This window comes from Streptomyces sp. NPDC042364, from assembly GCF_056437585.1.
Window position 1 is genome coordinate 141,935 of the sequence record NZ_JBWKAJ010000007.1, and the last position, 21,505, is coordinate 163,439.

A 21,505-nucleotide genomic window follows, 5' to 3' on the forward strand; every position below is an offset into this window, starting at 1 on the left:
GTTTACGCCCCCGCCGCCCTTACCCTTCCCGTCCTCCTGGGGGCCGCGCCCCTTCCGGGGGCTCCGCCCCCGGACCCCCGGCCTACTTCGTCTCCGTCTCCGCTCCCTTGCGGCGTTTTCTCCGGGTGTAGGTCTCCAGGGCCTGCCAGAGGTCTCGGCGGTCCGCCTCGGGCCAGGGGGCGTCGGTGAAGTGGAGTTCGGCGTAGTGGGCGTGCCAGGGCAGGAAGTTGGAGATACGGAGTTCGCCGCTGGTGCGCCACAGGAGGTCCACGTCGGGCATGGCGTGGTGCGGGAGATGCGCGGCGAACAGTTGCTCGGTGACGCGGGAGGGGTCGATGTCGCCCGCGAGGGCGGCCTGGGCCAGGGCCGCGCCCGCCCGGGCGAGTTCCGCGCGGCCGCCGTAGTTGACGCAGACGTTGAGGGTGAGGCCCGTGCGGTGGCGGGTGGCGCGTTCCTGGGCGCGGAGGACGTCGGCGACGTCGTCCGGGAGACCGTCGGGGGAACCGATCCAGCGCAGGCGGACATCGTGCTGGAGCAGCTCGCCGTCGAGCAGTTCGGCCCGCATGATGGCGAAGAGCTTGGAGACCTCGTCGGGTGAGCGTTTCCAGTTCTCCGTGGAGAAGGCGTAGACCGTCAGATGGCGCAGGCCGACCTCCAGGGCGCCCTGGACGACGTCGCGCAGGGCGACCGCCCCGGCGCGGTGGCCCTCGTCGCGGGGCAGGCCGAGGCCGGTGGCCCAGCGGCCGTTGCCGTCCATGACGATGGCCACGTGGTGCGGCAGCTGGGCGGGCTCGATCTCGGGCGGGCGGACGCCCTCGGCGTGGGGGCGCGGCGGCAGGGGCGGATCGGCGACCGGCACCGCCTGCCACTCGGGCGGGGTGGGTTCGGCACCGTCGTCGGGGCCGCCGGCCGGGCGGACGCCGGGGGCGGCCGTCGTGGGCGGGAGGGTCAGCCGCCAGACCGCGGCGGCGCGGACGCGGGCCGGGCCGAGGACGCGCCACTGCTTGTGGCGGGGGACGCGTACGGGCCGGCTCAGCGCGGCGGGTCCCGCACCCGCGATCGCGTCGAGCTCCGCCGCGAACAGGTCGACGGTGGTGTCCAGCACGATCGCGGGCCCCAGCGGCAGGCTGCCGCGCAGGACCCGGCGGGCGCCCTCCAGCCAGGCGCGGGCCTCACCCGTGAGGTGGGCGATCAGCCGCCGGACGGCGGGGGTCCACCGGCGGGCGATCAGGTCGTCCGGAGCGACCTGGAACCGGTCGAGCACCTCGGCGGGGAACCAGACGTGTCCGCCGTCCAGGTCCTCGGGGAGGTCACGGAGCATGTCCGCGAGGAACAGCCCCTCCACGAACCGGGTGAAGCCGGGTACGTCCCGCAGCCGGACCGGGACGGGCAGGCCGCACCGCACCAGCAGCCGCATGAACTGCTCGGGCCAGCTGATGTTCTGGGCGTGGGCCCGTTCGCGCCACTCCTGCCAGGTCGCGACGCCCTGCCGGTCGCCGTCCCGCTGGACCGCCTCCAGCGCGCCCAGCAGGTCGCCGAGGTCCAGCCCCCAGTGCCAGACCGCGTCGGTCAGCGCGAGCCGGATCGGGTCGTCGCTGGTGCCGCTCGTCAGATCGGCCTCCAGCGCCGACCGCCACTCCTGGAGCCGGGCGGCGCGCTGCTCGGGGGTGCCGTCGGTGGCGTCGAGCAGGTCGTCCGCGTGGGCGAACGCCGCGTACAGGGCCCAGCAGGCGGGCCGGGCCGCCGGGGGCATCAACCCCATCAGGGCGTACTCGGTGGGCCGGGTCGTGCGGACCAGGCGGCGGCACTCGTCGTAGGCGGCGTCGAGCGCCGACCGCTCTCGCCCGGACTGCGCTGCGCTGCGACGCATGGGTTACCCCGCATACCTTCGAATGGGACCGATGGGACCGACTCGGGTGACAGCGATCGCCTGCGATTGGCTGCGATCGCTGCCCCCGAGCAGTGCCGGAACCGCTGAAACCATTCGAACGCGGAGCACGGCCACGCCTGTCTGCGACATTATCAGCCGTAAAGTCGCCGTACCGGCGCGGGCCCGGCGGTCACAGCCGGGGGTCGACCGGCTCCGACTCCAGTGCCAGCACCCCGAACACCGCCTCGTGCACCCGCCACAGCGGCTCGCCCTCGGCGAGCCGGTCGAGGGCCTCCAGGCCGAGGACGTACTCGCGGATGGCGAGCGACCTCTTGTGGTTGAGGAAACGGCCGCGCAGCCGGGCCAGGTTGTCCGGACGGGTGTACTCCGGGCCGTAGATGATGCGCAGGTACTCCCGGCCCCGGCACTTGATGCCGGGCTGCACCAACCGCCCCTGCTCGGTACGGACCACGGCACCGACCGGCTTGACGACCATGCCCTCGCCGCCGCGGCCGGTCATCTCCAGCCACCAGTCGACGCCGGCACGGACCGAGTCCGCGTCGCCGGTGTCGACGAAGAGGCGCCGGGTGGTCTGCAGCAGGCCGCTGGCGTCGAACTCCACGAGCCGGTCGATCAGGGCGAGCTGCTCGTCGTGCGGCAGCGCGGCGAGGCTGCGGCCCTGGACGGCGAGGATCTGGAAGGGGGCGAGCCGCACGCCGTCCAGGCCCTCCGTGGGCCAGCAGTAGCGCCGGTAGGCCTCGGTGAACGCGGCCGCGTCGGCGGCCCGCTCCCGCTGCCTGTCCAGCAGTTCACCCACGTCGACGCCCCGGGCCGCCGCGCTCTCCAGGGCGGCCAGCGCCCCCGGGAACACCGCTCCGGAGGCGGCGCCGACCGCCGCGTACTGGGTGCGCAGCAGCCCGGACGCCTTCAGCGACCACGGCATCAGCTCGGCGTCGAGCAGCACCCAGTCGACCGCACCGGAGGCGCTGTCGGATGCGGCCAGCTCCTCCCACAGCCCCGCCGCCGTCATGGCCTCGCGCATCCGGGAGAGGACCAGCTCGGTGCGGGCCTCGTCGTCGAAGAACGGGCGGCCGGTACGGGTGTAGAGGGAGCCGGTGGGGCCGTCCACACCGAAGCGGCGGCGGGCCGCGTCCGCGTCACGGCAGACCAGGGCGACGGCCCGCGAGCCCATGTGCTTCTCCTCGCACACGACCCGAGCGACGCCGTCCTCCTTGTACTGGGCGAACGCCTCCGCCGGGTGCTCCAGATAGCCCTCGATGTGCGAGGTGGCCGTCGGGGCCATGGTCGGCGGGAGGTACGGCAGCAGCCGCGGGTCGACGGCGAACCGGCTCATGACCTCCAGGGCGGCGGCCGCGTTCTCCTCGCGGATCGAGACGCGGGCCTGGCCGTCGTAGCGGGTCTCGACGATGCGGCGGCCGTGCACGTCCGCCAGGGCCAGCGGCCGGCCCTCGTGGCCACCGGGCGCCTCGGTGGCCAGCGGCCTGGTCGGCTCGTACCAGACCTTCTCCGCGGGTACGTCGACCAGTTCGCGCTCCGGCCAGCGCAGCGCGGTGAGCCTGCCGCCGAACACGGCACCCGTGTCGAGGCAGATGGTGTTGTTCAGCCAGGTGGCCTGCGGCACCGGGGTGTGGCCGTAGACGACGGCCGCGCGGCCCCGGTAGTCCTCCGCCCACGGGTAGCGCACGGGCAGCCCGAACTCGTCGGTCTCCCCCGTCGTGTCGCCGTACAGGGCGTGGCTGCGCACCCGGCCGGAGGTACGGCCGTGGTACTTCTCCGGCAGTCCGGCGTGACAGACGACCAGCTTGCCGCCGTCGAGGACGTAGTGGCTGACGAGGCCGTCGATGAACTCCCGGACCTGCTTCCTGAACTCCTCGCTCTCGCCCTCCATCTGCGCGACGGTCTCGGCGAGGCCGTGGGTGTGCTGGACGTTGCGGCCCTTGAGGTAGCGGCCGTACTTGTTCTCGTGGTTGCCGGGCACGCACAGCGCGTTGCCCGAGCCGACCATGGACATCACCCGGCGCAGCACGCCCGGGCTGTCCGGGCCCCGGTCGACGAGGTCGCCGACGAAGACGGCCGTACGGCCCTCGGGGTGGACGCCGTCGACGTAGCCGAGCTTGCCGAGCAGCGCCTCCAGCTCGTTGGCGCAGCCGTGGATGTCGCCGATGATGTCGAACGGGCCGGTGAGGTGGGTCAGGTCGTTGTAGCGCTTCTCGGTGACGATCGTGGCGTTGTCGACGTCGGCCACGCCCCGCAGGACGTGCACCTTGCGGAAGCCCTCGCGCTCCAGGTGGCGCAGCGAGCGGCGGAGTTCGCGGATGTGGCGCTGGATGACGCGGCGCGGCATGTCGGCGCGGTCGGTGCGGGCCGCGTTGCGCTCGGCGCACACCTCCTCGGGCACGTCCAGCACGATGGCGATCGGCAGCACGTCGTGCTTCCGCGCCAGGTCGATCAGCTGCTTGCGGGACTCCGGCTGCACGCTGGTCGCGTCGACGACGGTACGGCGGCCCGCGGCGAGCCGCTTGCCGGCGATGTAGTGCAGCACGTCGAAGGCGTCCTTCGTCGCGCTCTGGTCGTTCTCGTCGTCGGAGACCAGCCCCCGGCAGAAGTCGGACGAGATGACCTCGGTGGGCTTGAAGTGCCTGCGGGCGAAGGTCGACTTGCCGGAGCCGGAGGCGCCGATGAGCACGACGAGGGAGAGATCGGTGACGGGCAGGGTGCGCCCGGCGGCCTTCCGCGCGCCGGTCTCCACGATGGTGTCGCTCATGCCGCCTTCGCCTCCTTCTCGTTCACGTCGCCGATGCTGAACACGGCCATCTGGGTGGGGGGTCCCACTTCCGGGTCGTCCGGCCCGACGGGCGCGAACGTGACGTCGTAGCCGTGTCGTTCGGCCACCGTCGCCGCCCAGGCGCGGAACTCCTCGCGCGTCCACTCGAAACGGTGGTCGCCGTGGCGGACATGGCCGGCCGGGAGGGTCTCCCAGCGGACGTTGTACTCGACGTTCGGGGTGGTGACGAGGACGGTCCGGGGGCGGGCCGAGCCGAACACGGCGTACTCCAGGGCGGGCAGCCGGGGCAGGTCGAGGTGCTCGATGACCTCGGAGAGCACGGCGGCGTCGTACCCCTTGAGCCGGTTGTCGGTGTAGGCGAGCGAACTCTGGAAGAGCTGGACGCGGGAGGACTGCCGCTCGCCCATGCGGTCGAGCTTGAGACGGCGGGAGGCGATGGTGAGCGCGCGCATCGACACGTCGGTGCCGACGATCTCGGTGAACCGCGGGTCCTTGAGCAGCGCCTGCACCAGCTGGCCCTGCCCGCAGCCGAGGTCGAGCACCCGGGCGGCACCGGCGTCCTTCAGCGCGGCGATGATCGCGTCGCGGCGCAGCACGGCGAGCGGTGTGGGCCCGTCCTCGTCGGCGGCGGCCTCGGCGCCCTCCGCTTGCTCGGCCGCCCCCGTCTCCCCCGTCTCCTCCGGCTCCTCCGGCTCCTCGACGGCGTTGTCGATCTCCTCGACCTCGCTGTCGTCCGCCTCGGCGAGCCGTACGAGCTCCAGGCGCTCCATGGCCTGGCGGGTCAGCGACCAGCGGCGGGAGAGATAGCGGCTGGTGATCAGCTTCTGCTCCGGGTGGTCGGGCAGCCAGCCCTCACCGGCCCGCAGCAGCTTGTCGACCTCGTCGGACGACACCCAGTAGTGCTTGGCGTCGTCGAGGACCGGCAGCAGGACGTACAGATGGCGAAGTGCCTCGGCCAGCGTCAGGGACTCCGACTCCAGGACCAGGTGGACGTAACGGGAGGCACCCCACTCCGGGAACCGGGCGTCCAGCGCCACCGCTTCGGCGGTCACGGTCCAGCCGAGCGGCTCGAAGAGCCGGGCGACGAGGGCGGGGCCGCCGCGTGCCGGCAGCGCGGGTATCTCCATGCGCAGCGGGCGGGCTTCGCCGGGAGCGTCGGGCCGGGCGTTGCAGCGGCCGCTCATCGCGGTGGAGAACACGCTGCTCAGCGCGACGGCGAGCAGCGAGGAGGCCGCGTAGGGGCGGTCGTTGACGTACTGGGCGAGCGCCGCGTCGGGCGCGCCGCCGCGTCCCTTCCCCCTGCCCCGCCGGACCAGCGCCACCGCGTCCACCTCCAGCAACAGCGCGGCCGTGCAGCGCGCGACGTCCGCCTCGGGGTAGAGGACGTGCGCCCTGCCGTAGGACAGGCTGGTCGAGAACGCTCGGTCAGGATGCTTGTGGAGGAGAAACCCGAGGTCAGTAGCCGGGTGCTGCTCATTGCCGGTGGTGGAGATCGTCAGGAACACGTGACCGAGTATGAGTGCCGTCGACCCCATGGCGGTACCGGATTACCCCGGAACGGCAGAAGACCTCCGCCATGTCGGCGGGGTTGTGCGAGGCTCCGTAATCGGTTGCGCGCCGCCGTGACGGGGTGTCTGATCCCGGCTATGACGATGGTGCTGAGGACGCCGACGCCCGACGGTGTGCGCGAGGCCGTCGCGGCGCTGCGGGAGTGGCAGCACGACGGAACGCCGATGCAGCTGCATCCCGGGGACATCGGCTGGAACTACCGGTTCGGGACGGCCGAGACGGCCGCGGCGGTACGGACCTGGAGCCGGAACGGGCGGATCCTCGCCGTCGGGATGCTGGATACGCCGACACTCGTGCGGATGACGGTCGCTTCCGACGCTTTCCATGACGAGGACTTGGCGCGGCGACTCGTCGAGGACCTCTCGCTGCCCGAGCGCGGTGTGCTGCCGGAAGGAGCGGTGTCCGTCGAGGCACCGCAGGGCCTGCTGCTCCACGACCTGCTGACCGAGGAGGGCTGGGGCGTCGACGAGCCGTGGACACCGCTCTTCCGCGACCTCGCCGATGCGGTGGAGGACCCCGGCGTGCGGATCAAGGAGATCGGCCCGGAGCAGGCACAGGACTTCGCCGACGTCCTGCGGTCCGCGTTCGACACCACGAAGCCCACGCGCGAGTACCGGCACAGGATGGCCGCGGCACCGTGCCACGCCGACGCCCGCTGCCTGGGCGCCTACGACGACCGGGGCAACCCCGCGGCAGTGGTGACGGTCTGGTCGGCCGGGCCGGGGAAGCCGGGTCTGGTCGAGCCGATGGGCGTCCACACGGACCACCGCGGCCGCGGCTACGGCCGGGCGATCACCGTCGCCGGGGCGGCGGCACTGCGGGAGATGGGCTCGTCCAGCGTGCGCGTGTGCACGCCGAGCTCCAACGTCGGCGGCGTCGCCACGTACAAGGCGGCCGGGTTCACGGCGAGGCCGGAGATCGCCGACCGGATCCGGAAGGTCTGACGCCGGGGTCTGCGGACCTTCTCACCCTGCCGCAGCACCTCGTACGGCGGCCGTGCGCGCCGGAGGCTCGTGCGGCGGCCGCACGTGGCTCTGCTCCCGGCCGGACGGCCCGGCGGTCGGCCGTACGCGGGTGCCCGGGGCCGCGGCCTCGGGGGACCGGCCGGCCGCTCGAAGCGGCGGAGTCAGTGGCTCCGGCTCTCGTCGTGCGCCGGGAGAGGCGGAGAGACGCGCCGACGGCCGAGCCCCTGGGCCCGCGCGGGCGCTTCTCCAGCCGCCGTGTGACGGACGTTGATTCGCCAAGGTCGACGCGGATCCGCGCGGCGAGCGGCGCCCTCTGTGCGGGAACACGTGGGTCGGCTCCTCGTAGACGCCTGACCTGCGTGTACAACCTAAGGGTTGTCCCGTGATTCCCGGCGGGCGCGCGACGCCGGGAATCACGGGACAACCCTTGGAGAACACCCTCGACGGCAGCGCGGGAATTTCCGACCGGAAGGCACACGGGACATGACGACGCAGCGGGACCGGTGGGCGGAGCTGACAGGCGGGCAGGGCGGGGAGGAGTACGCCCGGCGGTTCGCGCGGCTCGCCGAGTCCGGCCAGGACGTCCACGGCGAGGCCGCCTTCTGCGCCGCGCTGCTGGAGCCCGGCGTCCGGATCCTCGACGCCGGGTGTGGCACCGGGCGGGTGGCGATCCGGCTCGCCGAACTGGGCCACCGCTGCACGGGCGTGGATGTCGACGGCTCCATGCTCGCCGTGGCCCGTCGCGAGGCCCCCGCCCTGCGCTGGCTCCACGGTGACCTGGCCCGACTGGACACCCTCGGCCTGGAGCCCGGCTTCGACCTGGTGGTCGCCGCGGGGAACGTAATCCCGCTGCTGGCCCCCGGCACCGAGCCGGCCGTGGTCCGGCAGCTGGCCGCCGTACTGCGCCCCGGCGGGCTGCTGGTCACGGGCATGGGGCTGGACGCGGAGCACCTGCCGCTGCCGGAGCCGACGGTGACGCTGACGGACTTCGACGAGTGGTGCGCACAGGCCGGACTGACCCTGCGGGAGCGCTACGCCACCTGGGACGGCGCCCCTTACGAGCGGGGCGGCGGGTACGCGGTGAGCGTGCACGCGCGTCCCGCCGCCTGAACCCGGGGCCGCGCGCCCGAGAAACGTTTGCACGACGACAGGACGCCTCGCCTACGGAACCCGAAGTCGGCATGATCCAAACGGCAGGCCCTAGGACAGCTGCGACTGCACCTGCGACGAGATCAGTTCCAGGTGGTCCAGGTCGTCGAGGTCGAGGACCTGGAGGTAGAGGCGCTGCGAGCCGATGGCCTGGTAGCGGCCGATCTTCTCGACGACCTCGGCGGGGGTACCGGCGAGGCCGTTGGTCTTGAGCTCGTCGACCTCGCGGCCGATCGCGGCGGCGCGGCGGGCGACCTCCGCGTCGTCCTTGCCCACGCAGACGACGAGGGCGTTGGAGTACACGAGGTCGTCGCCCTTGCGGCCGGCCTCCTCGGCCGCCTCTCGGACCCGCCCGAACTGCCGCTCGCTGTCCTCGATCGAGCCGAACGGCATGTTGAACTCGTCGGCGTACCGTGCGGCGAGGCGCGGGGTGCGGCTCGCGCCGTGCCCGCCGATGAGGACCGGCACCTTGGCCTGGGCGGGCTTGGGCAGCGCGGGCGAGTCGGTGAGCTGGTAGTGGGTGCCCTGGTGCGAGAAGGTCTTGCCGACCTCGGTGGCCCACAGGCCCGTGACGATGGCGAGCTGCTCCTCCAGGCGCGCGAACTTCTCCTTGGGGAAGGGGATGCCGTACGCCTTGTGCTCCTCCTCGAACCAGCCCGCGCCCAGGCCCAGTTCGACCCGGCCGCCGGACATCTGGTCGACCTGCGCGACCTGGATGGCGAGCACACCGGGCAGGCGGAAGGTTCCTGCGGTCATCAGGGTGCCGAGCCGGATGCGCTTGGTCTCACGGGCGAGGCCGGCCAGGGTGATCCAGGCGTCGGTGGGGCCGGGCAGACCGTCCACGGAGCCCATGCTGAGGTAGTGGTCCGAGCGGAAGAAGGCGTCGAAGCCGAGGTCCTCCGTGGCCTTGGCGACGGTGAGCAGCGTGTCGTAGGTCGCCCCCTGCTGGGGCTCGGTGAAGATGCGAAGATCCATACCCCCATCCTGCACGCTCGGACGCCGGTCGACTCCACCGGTTCGGAGACCGCTCGCGGTGCCCGTTCGGGTGAACATCCGCCGACCCGACGCAGGTGGCGGGCGGTGCCGGTGACCCGCGGGAAGGGTGATCGTTGCCCGGGAGGAGCCGGCCCGCCCGGCGCCCGCCGCCGGCGGTCCCCGCCGGGGCGTTCGCACACGTGCCCCTTGGGGGGCGAGGGCCGAGGAGGCCGTCACATGTCCCGGGAATCCGTGCCGGAGCAGGCCGCCGTACCTGCGCAGCCCGGGGGTGTGCTCCAGCAGATGGAGGAGTTGATGGCCGCCCTGAACGCGGACCTGTCCCGGTTCGACGCCGAGTTGTCGGCGCCGCTTCGCGCCCCGGCGAAGGGCACGGACGCCGTCTGACCGGTCTCCGCCGTCAGGCTCGGGCGCCCCGCTTGTCCGGCGGGTGGTCAGGGCCCTTCTCGCGCGGCTCCCCGCGCCCCCGCGGCACTGTCCTGTGGGCCGGTCCTCGTCGGGCGCGGGGGACCGCGCTGCCCCTCCCCCGACCGCGGAAGCGGTTCAGCCGGCGGCCGCGTCCCGTTCGGCGAGGACCTGGTCTCTCACTGCCAGGCGGCGCAGCATTTCGAGGACTCTGTCACGGGCCTCGTCGGCGGCGTCGATCGCCTCCATGCACTGCCAGTACGTCGACTCCTCGTCCGCGGCGCTGGCGAGGCCGACGAGGGCGATGCCGACCTCGCCGAGGAGGCCGCCGAGGCGGGTGAGGGAGTCATGGGCGTCACCCAACTCGGTGAGCCGGGCGGCACGTAAGTCGCCGACGCCGAGCGGGGGCGCGCCGAGTATGCCGCAGCCGCTGCCGGCCAGCTCGGTCAACCCGAGTGCCTCGCCGCGCAGTTCGGGTGGGCCGGAGACGGCGAGGCGACTGCCGATCGCCTGCGCGAGGGCGTACGCCTGCCATGCCTCCGCCATGAGTTGGGGTTCCTCGACGCTGCCCGCCAGAGCGCGCCTGCTCGCCAAGATGAGCCGCACCGCGTCCATGCGCTGCTCCCGACTGTCCCGACGCGCTCTCACACGTCCGCCCGACCTCTTGTCTGTTCATTACCCACAGTGAGGTCGACTGAGACAGAAAGCCAGAGGAAGCCTGAAATCTATGGATAACAAGTCGACAGAGGACGGCTCGTCGGCTACGGAGAGTGACCCATGGGTGGAAGGGTCGGTCTCAGGGGCCTTACGGCGCCGGGAACCTCCGTTCGTTGCGGTCGATCTTCGCGTCCAGCGCGGCCAGCGGATCGATGCCGAGCACCTCGCAGAGTTGGAGCAAGTAGGCCAGTACGTCGGCGACTTCGTCCTTGACCCGATCGGCGGTGTCAGGGTCCGACATGACCCGGGCCGACTCCTCGGGTGTCAACCACTGGAAGATCTCGACGAGTTCGGAGGCCTCGACGCTGAGGGCGGAGACCAGGTTCTTCGGGGTGTGGTACGGCCCCCAGTCGCGGACGGCCGCGAACTCGGCGAGCCGCCGCTGGAGGGTGGGGACGTCGAGTCCGTCCGGGGCTTCAGGATCTGTCACGGTCCAGGTGTACCACCGTGGCGCCCGGGACCCCGGCGGCCCATGACGCGTCGCTCACCGCGCCCACCAACCGGATATGGCCGCGCTCGCCCATGCGGGCCGCCACACGCAGCAGTTGGGCGCGCTGCCGGGGGTCGAGGCAGCGGTCGAGGCCGTCGGCCAGGACGGTCAGGGTCTGCAGCGCCGCCGGTACTTCGGCGACCGGGTCGACCTCCAGCACGCCGGGGCCGGTGAACAGCACCAGGGCCAGGGCGAGATACCGCAGCTCTCCGTCGCCCAGCAGGGCCAGGGGTGTGCGTACGCCGTCACCCCGGTCGAGCACCGCCCGCACCCATCGGTCGCCGTACCCGGCCCCACGCTCGTTTCCCCGGCCGCCCTCGCCCCGGGACGGCTCCGCGAGGAGGTCGACGACCGGCCCCGCGCAGCCGTCCCGGACCGCAGCGACCAGTTGGGCGTGGCGTCGGCCGCACTCCGTGCGCGTACGCCACAGCACGTCGGCGAGGTTGTCGCAGCCGGGCAGCAGACGGCCGGTGCCGAGCGGTACGGCGTCGCGCATCCGGCGGGGGTGAGGGTCGCAGGCGAAGACCGAGCGAAGGGCGACCACCATCTGTTCGGCGGCGGCGAGGACCCGGCGCTGGCCGGCGGTCTTGCCGGCGACGCGCAGGGGGAGCAGGGCGGTGCCGAGGCGGTCGTGGGGCAGGGGGCCGCGGGTGACCGGGGACGCGCCCGCCGTGTGCCAGGCGGCCTGCACGACGGCACGGCTCGGGTCCACCAGTGCGGTCTCCAGGAGGGTCAGCCCGCCTGAGGTCAACCGCTCCCCCACGATGCGGAGTTCGGGTTCCGCCTGCACGGCGATGTCGAGCCGGACGGGGCCCTCGGGGCCGTCGGCGGTGCAGCCGAGGCGGAATCCGCGGCGCAGCTGGGCGTCCGGGCGGGCTCGCTCGGGCACGCAGCCGTACGGGTCGGGGAACGCCTCGTCGAGAGGGGCACCGCCGCCGAGCCGGGCGAGCGCCTCGTACGCCCTGAGCGCAGTCGTCTTGCCGCTGCCGCTGGGTCCCGCGAGGAGGGTCAGCGGGCTGAGCGGGAAGGCCGCGCCGCGATGGCCTGCGAAGGCGGAGAGCCGCAGTTCGGTGACGCTCGGCCGCTCCGAGCGGACACCGGCGTGCACGCCGGGCAGCGTCGGTGACGGGGGTGACACGGTCATATGCGGACCGTAGAGGCCGCCGAGTCCGGCGAACCGTTCCACCGCACGGTCTTCCTACGTACGAGGGAGCGCTTCCACGCGGGGGCGCGCCCGACCGGTCGGTGGAGCGCCGGGCGAAGGGTACGGGCAACCCCCGTGACGGGGCACGGCACTCGGCCCCGGGGCGTCGGCGGCACCCGCGAGACTGCCGAGCCACCAGCCGAGGGGGCGGCCCCGGGGGGACTCTCCGAGCCCGCCCCGGGACATCGGCAGCACCGGAGATCTCCGAGACCCGAGCCGAGCGGAAAGGCACCAGCAACCCCGGCCGAGCGGGCAGCACTCGGGGATTCGCCTGGCCGCAGACGGGGACGGGGGCGGACGGCACCCCAACCCCGGCAGGTCGGAGGCACTCAGAGGTGCGCCGAGTACCTGGCCCCGAGCGGAGGAGCGGCACCCCCGCCCCAAGGCTTCAACGGCACTCGGGGATTCGCCGGGTCGCAAGGCGCGGCGGCGCCCCCGGCGCCGACAGGGCGGTGGCACCCGGAGATGCGCCGAGCCGCGGGCGGGGCGTGGCTGCGTGGCGGCGCCGCGCTGCCGGGTGTGGGCGGACCGGTACCGCCGGGGCGCCCGACCGCCCGGGCTGTGCTCCTCGACGGGGCCGGCGGTGATCGCAGGAGGCTGCCCCGGTGATCGCCCCCGCCGATGCCCGTCGCCGGATGCCGGGCGGCTTCGGGGAGGCCGCCCGAGCCCCACAGAATCCGTGGGGCTCGGGCGGCACCCGGGGGCTCGACAGCCCGGGGCGGGCGGCCGGGGCGAGGACGCGGGCGGACCCGGGCTCCGGCCGGCCCCGCGGGGCTCAGATCCCGGGGACCCCGGCGTTCTCCATCAGGCCCCGGACCTCGGTCCCCCGGGGTGTGAGGAGGAACACGTTGCGGTCGACGCGGTGCATTCCGCTGGCGAGGCCGAAGACGACGCCGGTGCTGAAGTCGAGGACCCGTTTGGCCACCTCGGTCTCCGCGCCGGAGAGGTCGAGGAGGACCGGAATGCCCGCCATGAGCGTCTCCGCGACATCGCGGGCGTCCGCGAAGACATTGACGCGGAGGACGACGAAACGGCGCCGGGCCTCGGTCTCGGCCTCCGGTATGGTCCGGTGGTCGACCGCGGACGGCCATGCGTCCCGGCCCCGCAGCGGCACGACCTGTGCGAGCCCCTCCCACTGTTCGTCGGTGACATCGTGGCTGTTCACCCTGTTCACCGGCCTTCCCCCTGGCGCGCACTGATTGACTGCATCGGCCAATTCTTACCCATGGTCACCCGTTCGGCCCAACAGCGACACGGACCGCGACACGGACCGCGACATGGACCGCGACACGGAGGGTGGCCCCCCGCCCGGCACATCGGCCGGATCTCACCCTCACACCCTCTCGCCGCACGGTGTGTGGCGGGCGTAACGCCTCATGATCAGGTCATGTGACATCGGCGTAACGGGCAATTCGTACGATCGAGCCTGCCCGGCGGTCACCAGGACGCCGAGCGGAGGCAGTCCGACTGCCGTACCGGAAGACGACCGGACACCCCCACGCCGACAGAGAGGGGCCGCCCGTGGCCGCACAGGGCCCGCAGAGCACCACCACCCAGGTGCGGACCGTGTGCTCGTACTGCGGTGTCGGCTGCGGCATGCTGCTGGACGTCGGGACGGGTCCCGACGGGCGGCGTACGGTCCTGAAGGCGACCGGCGACAAGTCCCACCCGGCGAACTTCGGCCGGCTGTGCACCAAGGGCGCGACGACCGCCGACATGCTGGCCGCGCCCGGTCGGCTCACCACGGCCCTTGTGCGGGACGACCGGGGCGACGAGCCGGTGCCCGCGCCGGTCGCGGACGCCATCACCGAGACGGCCCGGCGGCTGCGCGCGATCATCGACGAGCACGGGCCCGACGCGTTCGCGGTCTATGTCTCCGGCCAGATGAGCCTGGAGGCGCAGTACCTGGCGAACAAGCTGGCCAAGGGCTTCATCCGCACCAACCAGATCGAGTCGAACTCCCGGCTGTGCATGGCGAGCGCCGGCACCGGCTACAAGCTGTCGCTGGGCGCCGACGGGCCGCCCGGCTCCTACGAGGATCTCGACAGGGCCGATGTCTTCCTGGTGATCGGCTCGAACATGGCCGACTGCCACCCCATCCTCTTCCTGCGGATGATGGACCGGGTCAAGGCGGGAGCGAAGCTGATCGTGGTCGATCCGCGGCGGACGGCGACCGCCGAGAAGGCCGATCTCTTCCTGCAGATACGTCCGGGCACGGACCTCGCGCTGCTCAACGGGCTGCTGCATCTGCTGAACGAGAACGGGCACACCGATCCGGAGTTCATCGCCGCGCACACCGAGGGCTGGGAGGCGATGCCCGCTTTCCTCGCCGACTACGCGCCGGACGCCGTCGCCGCCGTCACCGGGCTCGCGGCGGACGACATACGGGAGGCCGCGCGGCTCATCGGCGAGGCGGGCGAGTGGACGAGCTGCTGGACCATGGGGCTGAACCAGTCCACGCACGGCACCTGGAACACCAACGCCCTCGTCAATCTCCACCTGGCGACCGGCGCCATCTGCCGGCCGGGCAGCGGGCCCTTCTCGCTGACCGGGCAACCCAACGCCATGGGCGGACGCGAGATGGGGTACATGGGGCCGGGGCTGCCGGGGCAGAGATCGGTGCTCGTGGCCGAGGAGCGGGCGTTCGTCGAGGAGCTGTGGGGGCTGGCGCCGGAGACACTGCGCGCGGACGGGACCGGCAAGGGCACCGTGGAGATGTTCCGGAGGATGGCCGACGGCGAGATCAAGGCCTGCTGGATCATCTGCACCAACCCCGTGGCGTCCGTGGCCAACCGGAAGACCGTCATCGAGGGGTTGGAGGCCGCCGAGTTCGTCGTCACACAGGACGTCTTCGCCGACACCGAGACCAACGCGTACGCCGACATCGTGCTGCCCGGCGCCCTGTGGACCGAGTCCGAGGGCGTCCTCGTCAACAGCGAGCGGAATCTGACGCTGGCCTCCGCCGCCGCCGACCCGCCGGGCGAGGCGATGGCCGACTGGCGGATCATCGCCGCCGTCGCGCGGGAGATGGGCTTCGGGCAGGGCTTCTCCTACGACAGCGCCGAGCAGGTCTTCGAGGAGATCAAGCGGGCGTGGAACCCGAAGACCGGCTGGGATCTGCGCGGCGTGACATACGAGCGGCTGCGGTCCACGACGGTGCAGTGGCCGGCCGCGGAGGAGACCGGTCCCGCGCGGAACCCGATCCGGTACGCGGACGCGGACGGGGGGCTCACGTTCCCCACCGCGAGCGGGCGGGCCGTGTTCCACGCGCGGCCGCACATGGCGCCCGCCGAACTGCCGGACGACGACTTCCCGTTCGTGCTCAACACCGGGCGGTTGCAGCACCAGTGGCACACGCTGACGAAGACGGGGAAGGTCGCCAAGCTCAACAAGCTGAACCCCGGGCCGTTCGTCGAGGTGCATCCCGAGGACGCGCAAGGGCTGGGAATCGCCGACGGCGACTCCGTCGAGGTCGCCTCGCGGCGGGGGCGGGCCGTGCTGCCGGCCGTCGTGACGGACCGGGTGCGGCCCGGGTGCCTGTTCGCGCCGTTCCACTGGAACGACCTGTTCGGGGAGTACCTGAGCATCAACGCGGTGACCAGCGACGCCGTGGACCCGCTGTCCTTCCAGCCCGAGTTGAAGGTGTGCGCGGTAAGCCTGACGAAGGTGGCGGCGCCCGCGCCGGTGCCGGTCGCCGCCGAGCCGGCCAGGGCGCGGGCAGTCGACGCCCGGCCGGTCGAGACGCTCGTCCCGGCCACGGTCGCTCCCGGCGCCGACCCCTTCGGTCTCGAACCCGCTCCCCCGCCCGTCCTCTCCGCGCAGGAGCGTCAGTACCTCACCGGCTTCCTCGCCGGGCTCGGGTCCGGGGTCGCCGGGGTGCCCGTGCTGCCGCCGGACGCGCCGTTCAGCCCCGAGCACGCGCTGTGGGTGAACGGGGTGCTGGCCGGGATGTACTCGCGGTCGGCCGAGCCGGTTGCCGCCCCCTCGGCCGGGACGGCGGGGCGGGACGTCGTGGTGCTGTGGGCCTCGCAGACCGGCACCGCGGAGGAGTTCGCGGTGGCCGCCGCCGAGCATCTTGGCGCGGCGGGGCACCGGGCGACACTGATCGGCATGGACGAGGCCGCCCCGGGTGAACTGCCGCGCGACGCAGACCTGCTGCTCATCACGAGTACCTTCGGCGACGGGGACGCACCCGACAACGGCTCCGGGTTCTGGGAGGCGCTCGCACACCGGGAGGCGCCGCGACTGGACGGTGTGCGGTACGCGGTGCTGGCGTTCGGGGACTCGTCGTACGACGACTTCTGCGGGCACGGCAGGCGGCTGGACGCCCGGCTCGACGAACTGGGCGCGGTACGGCTCGCGCCCCGCACGGACTGCGAGCCGGACTACGAGCCGTCGGCGGATGCCTGGCTCGGCCAGGTGCTCACCGCCCTCGGCACCGGGACCGGGACCGCGGCTCCGCGGGGGCTCACGGAGGCGAGCCCGCAGACCGCGCCCGTCACGGTGCCCGGCGCCGCCCGGTCCGCCAGGCCCGCGCCCGCCCACGCCCGGCTGGTCGGCAACCGGCTGCTCAGCCTGCCGGGGGCGGCGAAGGAAGTACGCCGGTTCACCTTCGACACCAAGGGGACGGGGTTGTCGTACGAGGCCGGTGACGCGCTCGGGGTGCGGCCGGTCAACTCGCCCGGCCTGGTCGACGAGTGGCTGGCGGTGACCGGGCTGGACGGCTCCGCCCCCGTCGAGGTCGGCGGTGTCGGCGAGGTGCCGTTCGCCGAGGCGCTGCACCGGCATCTCGACATCACCCGGATCACCCCGGACCTGCTCCGCTTCGTCTCCGAACGCACGCGGGACAACCGGGAGTTGAAGAAGCTGATGCGGCCCGACAACAAGGACGGGCTCGCCCAGTGGTCATGGGGCAGGCAGGCCGTCGACGTGGTCGCCGAGTTCGCGGTGCGGGCCTCCGCGCACGAGTGGGCCGGGGTGTTCAGGCGGCTCCAGCCCCGCCTGTACTCCATCTCGTCGAGCCCGCTCGTCGACCCGCACGAGGTGTCGCTGACGGTGTCGGTGGTGCGGTACGAGAACCTGCGGGGGCAGCCGCGCGGCGGGGTCTGCTCGCCGTTCCTGGCGGACGGCGAGGCGGGCATGGAGGTGCCGGTGTTCGTGCAGCGGTCGCCGCACTTCCGGCCGCCGGCCGACGCCGCGACCCCGATGGTCATGGTCGGCCCCGGCACCGGTGTCGCCCCCTTCATCGGCTTCCTCCAGGAGCGGCAGGCCCTCGGACACCGGGCCCCCAACTGGCTGTTCTTCGGCGAGCAGCACCGGGCCACGGACTTCTACTACGAGGACGAGCTGACGGAACTCCGGCGGGCCGGGGTGCTGGACCGGCTGGACACCGCCTTCTCACGGGACCAGCGGGCGAAGGTGTACGTCCAGGACCGGATGCGCGAGCACGGCCCGGAGCTGTGGCACTGGTTGCAGGACGGCGCCCGCTTCTACGTCTGCGGTGACGCCTCCCGGATGGCGAAGGACGTCGACCGGGCGCTGCGGGACATCGCGGTCGCCCACGGCGGACTGAGCGAGGCGGAGGCCGCCGCGTACGTCAAGCAGCTGGCGAACGAGAAGCGGTACGTGCGGGACGTGTACTGACGGGACTCGCCGGGCCCGGGATCGGATCCGGCCCTGGCGCCGGATCGGATCCGGCCCTGGCCCTGGGTGGGATCCAGCCCTGCTGCCCCGCGTGGTGGGTGGCCGCGGTGGGGTCCACCCGCGCGAGCGAAGCCGAGCATGGGGAAGGGCGGGGGCGCCCAGCCTGAGCGTCGCGGCGGAGAGGTGGTCGCGGAGGGTGCCCGGGGGCCAGATGCACCTCGGTGGCGATCTCGGCGACCGAGGCTCCGGTGCGAGCGGCGCGCGGGACCTGAGGCTCGCGGTCGCGGAGGGACCAGTCGTCGTCGGTGAGCGCCGAGGCGGCGATGCCGGGGGCGGTGTCGCGCCCGCCCTCGCCGAGTGGTGCGGGGTGGTGGACGCCGCGGTGGCGGTGGAGCCGCAGTTTTTCGTCTGGCGAGCCGCAGTTCCTCGTCTGAGCCCACCGCCGTCCGGCGACGACGACCGACCACGGCTTTGCCATCTCTTTACAACGGGGTCCCCCGCTGTCTCGTCTCTCCGCTCGATACGCAACGCCGCCCCAGCCGGGCCACCGGCCGGGGCGGCCCGACGAGAGAGAGCGACTCATGCGCCGTACCGTCCTCAGTGCCGCGGCCCTGGCCTGCACCGCCGTCCTGGCGGGTGCGGTGCCCGCGTTCGCCGACGACACCGCCCCGTCCGCCGCGCCGCGGACGGCGACCTCGACGACGCCCACCCCGGTGCCGTCCACCGCCGGGCCCGCCGAGGAATCTGCCACCCCCGCGCCCGCGGAGGACACGGACGGCACCGACCCGTCACCGGTCCCCAGCCAGGTCTCCGTGGTGCCGAGCGGAGCGCCCGACACCGGGGAGGCACCGGGGTCGGGCGGCTCCTCGACCGGGGCCGTGCTCGTCGGCTCGGGCGCCGCGGCGGCCCTCGTGGGCGGCGTCGGCGCGATCGTCCTCGTCCGGCGCCGCCGGGCCGACGAGGTATGACACCGCCCGCCCCGCCGCCCACCGGACGCGCCGCGGACACCCCCGCCGCGGCGCTCTCCCGGCGGGCCACCCCCGCGACTCCGTCCCGGCGTCCCCCCGCCGCGGCGCTCTCCCGGCGCTCCCTCGTCGCCGTCGCGGCGGCCTCGCTGCTCGTCGGGTGCCAGGGGAGCGGCGGGGCCGGGGGCCGGGACGAGGCCGCTCCGCCGGCGGACCCGGCTCCGTCTCCGCCGGCGCCGGACGCGTCCCGGCGGCCGCCTTCCCCGGGCGGGTCACCACGTCCGTTGGGGCGTTCGGCGCCGGTCAGGCTGCTGATCCCGGCCATCGGGGTGGACACGCCGGTCATGGGGCTGGGGCTGGCGGCGGACGGGAGCGTGGAGGTGCCGCCGGTGACGGCGCACGACCGGGCGGGGTGGTACCGGCACTCACCGACGCCGGGCCAGACCGGCCCCTCGGTGATCCTGGGCCATGTCACGGTCGGGCCCTACGGCGACGGTGTCTTCCTCCGTCTCGCGCGACTGCGGCGGGGCGCGCGGATCACGGCTCGACGGGCGGACGGCTCGACGGCGGAGTTCACCGTCGACCGGGTACGGACCGTCGCCAAGGCCGACTTCCCGGCGCGGGAGGTGTACGGGAACGTCGACCGACCCGAACTCCGTCTCATCACCTGCGGCGGCCCCCGCACCGGCGAGGAGTACCGGGACAACGTGATCGTCTTCGCTTCGCTGAGCGCCACCGGCCGTACGGGCGAGCCGGCCCCGTGACCCATCGTCCCTCCCCTGCCGCACACCCGCACGACCACCCCGACCTCCGCCCGTACGGCACGGCGGCCCCCCGACCCTGGAGAGCGTTGAAACGGTCCCGCGAGAAGGCCGCGTCCGAACTGTTCGCCGCCCTCTACCCCCGCCTGGCCGGCTGGTGCCGCAGGCTGGTCGACGACGACGAGACGGCCCATGAGATCGCGTCGGAGGCGTTCACCCGGCTCTGGGCCCGCTGGACCTCCGTGGCCGAACCCCACGGCTTCCTCTACGTCACCGCGGCCAACCTGGTACGGGACCACTGGCGCAAGCTCGAACGGGAACGCCGGGCGATGCACCGGGCCACCGCCGAGGCGGCGGTGCGCCCGCAGGGCGATCAGAGCGAGCAGGCCGACCCCTCGGTGCGGCTGCTGGTGCAGTCGCTGCCGGAGCGACTGCGCGTTCCGATCCTGCTGCACTACTACGCTGACATGCCGATCCGGGAGGTGTCCGCACTGACCGGACGCAAGGAAGGAACCGTCAAGGCCGACCTCCACGCGGCCCGCGAACTGCTCCGCGCCCATCTGAGGAGAAGCCTTGATCACACCCGCTGACGACGGCCCGGAGTCCGAGCCGGACGACCCGCTCACCGTCGTCCTGCGCCCGCCCGCCCAGCATCTCGGTCCGCCGCCCGGCCGCTACGAGGCGATCCGCCGCACCGCGGCGCGCCGCCGCCTGCTGCGTGCCGCCGCCGGAACCGCCGTCACCTGCGCGGTGACCGCCCTCGTCGCCGTACCGACACTGTTCTCCACGTCCGAGACGCGCACACCCCCCTCGCCGCCTCTCGCTCCGCCGCCGGCGAGCAGTTCCTCTCACCCTCCGTCCCGCTCGGCGTCACCCTCACCCGCGACACCAGGTCCCCGCGAGGTCCCCTCCACCGCCCCTTCCACGACGCCCGGTTCGCCCACCCCGACCGAGGCCCCCGCCACCGACGCGCCCGTGACGGCCGGTTCGTCCGCCCCGGCCGGGGCACCGTCGGCGACGCCGACCCCGTCCGCCGCCCCGTCGGCCGAGCGGAGCGGTGCGGGAGCGAGGCAGGCCGGCCCGGGATCACCGACCTCCGGGGCGGGGTGATCCCGGGCCGGCCCGGCGTCGGCCCGCACGCAGAAGGAACGGCCTGTACGGCCCGTGCGCAGAAGGGACGGCCTGTACGGCCCGCGCGCAGAAGGGACGGCCTGTGCGGTCCGCGCGCAGGGGGCAGCCCGTCCGGTCCGCAGCCCGTTGGGTCCGTCCATGGGCCGGGCTCGGCGATGACCGCCCGGTGCGGGCGTGCGGCGACGCCGGGACCGGCCAGGGACACCGGGGCCACCAGGGCAGCCGCCGCCGTCCCGGGGCTCACACCTCCCGCTGCATGCAGACCAGTTGGTCCCGTGCGTCCCACGACTCGGTGACGGTGAAGCCGAGCCGTTCGTAGAGGGCGATGGCTCCGGTGCGCCACCGCCACACCGACAGCCGCAGGGTGGCCACCCCGTTCTCCGCGGCATGCGCCAGCGCGGCGCCGATCAGGCGGGACGCGACGCCTCGGCCGCGGTGGGCGGGGTCCGTCCAGAGCCGCTTGATCTCGGACCGCCCGTCGACGGGAGCGGTCCCCACGAGGCAGCCCACCGCGGCCCGCCCGCTCGACGCGAGCAGGACGACATCGGTGGCGAAGGCGGTCAGCGGATCCGTGATCTCCGCCCGGTAACGGTCGGGCAGCCCGTCCACGCCGGTGACGGCCCGGCCCTTCTCCGCCTCGGTGCGCAGATGGTAGTCCGCCAACAAGCGGGCGAGCCCGTCCTCGTCGCCGGGGTCCCGCCCCGGCCGGCGGACCACCACGAGCTCGGGCTGCTCAGTCATGCCGCCAGCATCACACGCCCCGCGTGAGCCGCCGAGCCCGGGTGTACGAGCCGGCAACTCCCTTTGAATGCCGCCCGAACTCTCGACACAGCAGGG

At 73.6% G+C, this 21,505-nt stretch carries 17 protein-coding genes; 8 read left to right on the forward strand and 9 right to left on the reverse strand.

The genetic code is table 11. The features are described from left to right. Nucleotides 1-82 precede the first annotated feature (82 nt). From uppS to AC067N_RS16700, 3 genes are all read right to left on the reverse strand, one after another. On the reverse strand, nucleotides 83-1,870 hold the full coding sequence (gene uppS / locus AC067N_RS16690) for a polyprenyl diphosphate synthase (protein ID WP_478679615.1): 1,788 nt from the start codon (nucleotides 1,868-1,870) through the stop codon (nucleotides 83-85). Between the two features lie 190 nt (nucleotides 1,871-2,060). Then, the gene (locus tag AC067N_RS16695; RefSeq protein WP_478679616.1) at nucleotides 2,061-4,655 is read right to left on the reverse strand and encodes a polynucleotide kinase-phosphatase; all 2,595 of its coding nucleotides are present in this window, start codon (nucleotides 4,653-4,655) and stop codon (nucleotides 2,061-2,063) included. Further along, nucleotides 4,652-6,181, reverse strand: a complete 1,530-nt coding sequence (locus tag AC067N_RS16700) for a 3' terminal RNA ribose 2'-O-methyltransferase Hen1 (protein WP_478679617.1) — start codon at nucleotides 6,179-6,181, stop codon at nucleotides 4,652-4,654. Before AC067N_RS16700 ends, AC067N_RS16695 begins: the two co-directional genes overlap by 4 nt. Before the next feature lie 141 nt (nucleotides 6,182-6,322). On the opposite strand from AC067N_RS16700, the gene AC067N_RS16705 reads away from it, so the two are divergent. Both AC067N_RS16705 and AC067N_RS16710 read left to right on the forward strand, forming a co-directional pair. Continuing rightward, on the forward strand, nucleotides 6,323-7,189 hold the full coding sequence (locus AC067N_RS16705) for a GNAT family N-acetyltransferase (protein WP_478679618.1): 867 nt from the start codon (nucleotides 6,323-6,325) through the stop codon (nucleotides 7,187-7,189). A 504-nt stretch (nucleotides 7,190-7,693) separates the two neighbouring features. Continuing rightward, nucleotides 7,694-8,320, forward strand: coding sequence for a class I SAM-dependent methyltransferase (locus tag AC067N_RS16710; RefSeq protein ID WP_478679619.1), 627 nt, complete (start codon nucleotides 7,694-7,696; stop codon nucleotides 8,318-8,320). 90 nt (nucleotides 8,321-8,410) lie between these two features. Here AC067N_RS16710 and AC067N_RS16715 read toward each other — a convergent pair whose 3' ends face one another. Further along, nucleotides 8,411-9,334, reverse strand: coding sequence for an LLM class F420-dependent oxidoreductase (locus tag AC067N_RS16715; protein WP_478679620.1), 924 nt, complete (start codon nucleotides 9,332-9,334; stop codon nucleotides 8,411-8,413). Between the two features lie 237 nt (nucleotides 9,335-9,571). Between AC067N_RS16715 and AC067N_RS16720 the strand changes: the two genes are divergently transcribed. Then, on the forward strand, nucleotides 9,572-9,739 hold the full coding sequence (locus AC067N_RS16720) for a hypothetical protein (RefSeq protein ID WP_478679621.1): 168 nt from the start codon (nucleotides 9,572-9,574) through the stop codon (nucleotides 9,737-9,739). A gap of 156 nt (nucleotides 9,740-9,895) precedes the next feature. Here AC067N_RS16720 and AC067N_RS16725 read toward each other — a convergent pair whose 3' ends face one another. From AC067N_RS16725 to AC067N_RS16740, 4 genes are all read right to left on the reverse strand, one after another. Next, nucleotides 9,896-10,372, reverse strand: coding sequence for a DUF6099 family protein (locus tag AC067N_RS16725; protein WP_478679622.1), 477 nt, complete (start codon nucleotides 10,370-10,372; stop codon nucleotides 9,896-9,898). A gap of 190 nt (nucleotides 10,373-10,562) precedes the next feature. Beyond that, entirely contained in the window at nucleotides 10,563-10,904 is a 342-nt protein-coding gene (locus AC067N_RS16730) for a nucleotide pyrophosphohydrolase (protein ID WP_478679623.1), read from the reverse strand. Next, nucleotides 10,891-12,108, reverse strand: a complete 1,218-nt coding sequence (locus tag AC067N_RS16735; RefSeq protein WP_478679624.1) for an AAA family ATPase — start codon at nucleotides 12,106-12,108, stop codon at nucleotides 10,891-10,893. Before AC067N_RS16735 ends, AC067N_RS16730 begins: the two co-directional genes overlap by 14 nt. An 835-nt stretch (nucleotides 12,109-12,943) precedes the next feature. Beyond that, a complete protein-coding gene (locus AC067N_RS16740; RefSeq protein ID WP_478679807.1) occupies nucleotides 12,944-13,333 on the reverse strand; it encodes a cell division protein SepF in 390 nt (129 codons plus the stop codon). 356 nt (nucleotides 13,334-13,689) lie between these two features. Between AC067N_RS16740 and AC067N_RS16745 the strand changes: the two genes are divergently transcribed. From AC067N_RS16745 to AC067N_RS16765, 5 genes are all read left to right on the forward strand, one after another. Beyond that, nucleotides 13,690-17,811: a molybdopterin-dependent oxidoreductase gene (locus tag AC067N_RS16745; protein ID WP_478679625.1), complete on the forward strand. Its 4,122-nt coding sequence runs from the start codon at nucleotides 13,690-13,692 to the stop codon at nucleotides 17,809-17,811. 581 nt (nucleotides 17,812-18,392) lie between these two features. Then, nucleotides 18,393-18,779, forward strand: a complete 387-nt coding sequence (locus AC067N_RS16750; protein WP_478679626.1) for a sortase-dependent protein — start codon at nucleotides 18,393-18,395, stop codon at nucleotides 18,777-18,779. Further along, the gene (locus tag AC067N_RS16755) at nucleotides 18,776-19,540 is read left to right on the forward strand and encodes a class F sortase (protein WP_478679627.1); all 765 of its coding nucleotides are present in this window, start codon (nucleotides 18,776-18,778) and stop codon (nucleotides 19,538-19,540) included. Before AC067N_RS16750 ends, AC067N_RS16755 begins: the two co-directional genes overlap by 4 nt. 86 nt (nucleotides 19,541-19,626) lie before the next feature. Beyond that, a complete protein-coding gene (locus tag AC067N_RS16760) occupies nucleotides 19,627-20,127 on the forward strand; it encodes an RNA polymerase sigma factor (RefSeq protein WP_478679628.1) in 501 nt (166 codons plus the stop codon). Further along, nucleotides 20,111-20,647 (forward strand): hypothetical protein, encoded by a 537-nt coding sequence (locus AC067N_RS16765; protein ID WP_478679629.1) that lies wholly within the window; start codon nucleotides 20,111-20,113, stop codon nucleotides 20,645-20,647. Before AC067N_RS16760 ends, AC067N_RS16765 begins: the two co-directional genes overlap by 17 nt. Before the next feature lie 261 nt (nucleotides 20,648-20,908). Here the strand turns inward: AC067N_RS16765 and AC067N_RS16770 are convergent, their stop codons facing one another. Further along, on the reverse strand, nucleotides 20,909-21,409 hold the full coding sequence (locus AC067N_RS16770) for a GNAT family N-acetyltransferase (RefSeq protein WP_478679630.1): 501 nt from the start codon (nucleotides 21,407-21,409) through the stop codon (nucleotides 20,909-20,911). Nucleotides 21,410-21,505: the final 96 nt, after the last annotated feature.

Coding starts and splice junctions, on each gene's coding strand:
- uppS (WP_478679615.1), bottom strand. CDS start 1,870: ATGCGTCGCAGCGCAGCGCAGTCCGGGCGAGAGCGGTCGGCGCTCGAC.
- AC067N_RS16695 (WP_478679616.1), bottom strand. CDS start 4,655: ATGAGCGACACCATCGTGGAGACCGGCGCGCGGAAGGCCGCCGGGCGC.
- AC067N_RS16705 (WP_478679618.1), top strand. CDS start 6,323: ATGACGATGGTGCTGAGGACGCCGACGCCCGACGGTGTGCGCGAGGCC.
- AC067N_RS16710 (WP_478679619.1), top strand. CDS start 7,694: ATGACGACGCAGCGGGACCGGTGGGCGGAGCTGACAGGCGGGCAGGGC.
- AC067N_RS16715 (WP_478679620.1), bottom strand. CDS start 9,334: ATGGATCTTCGCATCTTCACCGAGCCCCAGCAGGGGGCGACCTACGAC.
- AC067N_RS16720 (WP_478679621.1), top strand. CDS start 9,572: ATGTCCCGGGAATCCGTGCCGGAGCAGGCCGCCGTACCTGCGCAGCCC.
- AC067N_RS16725 (WP_478679622.1), bottom strand. CDS start 10,372: ATGGACGCGGTGCGGCTCATCTTGGCGAGCAGGCGCGCTCTGGCGGGC.
- AC067N_RS16735 (WP_478679624.1), bottom strand. CDS start 12,108: ATGACCGTGTCACCCCCGTCACCGACGCTGCCCGGCGTGCACGCCGGT.
- AC067N_RS16750 (WP_478679626.1), top strand. CDS start 18,393: ATGCGCCGTACCGTCCTCAGTGCCGCGGCCCTGGCCTGCACCGCCGTC.
- AC067N_RS16755 (WP_478679627.1), top strand. CDS start 18,776: ATGACACCGCCCGCCCCGCCGCCCACCGGACGCGCCGCGGACACCCCC.
- AC067N_RS16770 (WP_478679630.1), bottom strand. CDS start 21,409: ATGACTGAGCAGCCCGAGCTCGTGGTGGTCCGCCGGCCGGGGCGGGAC.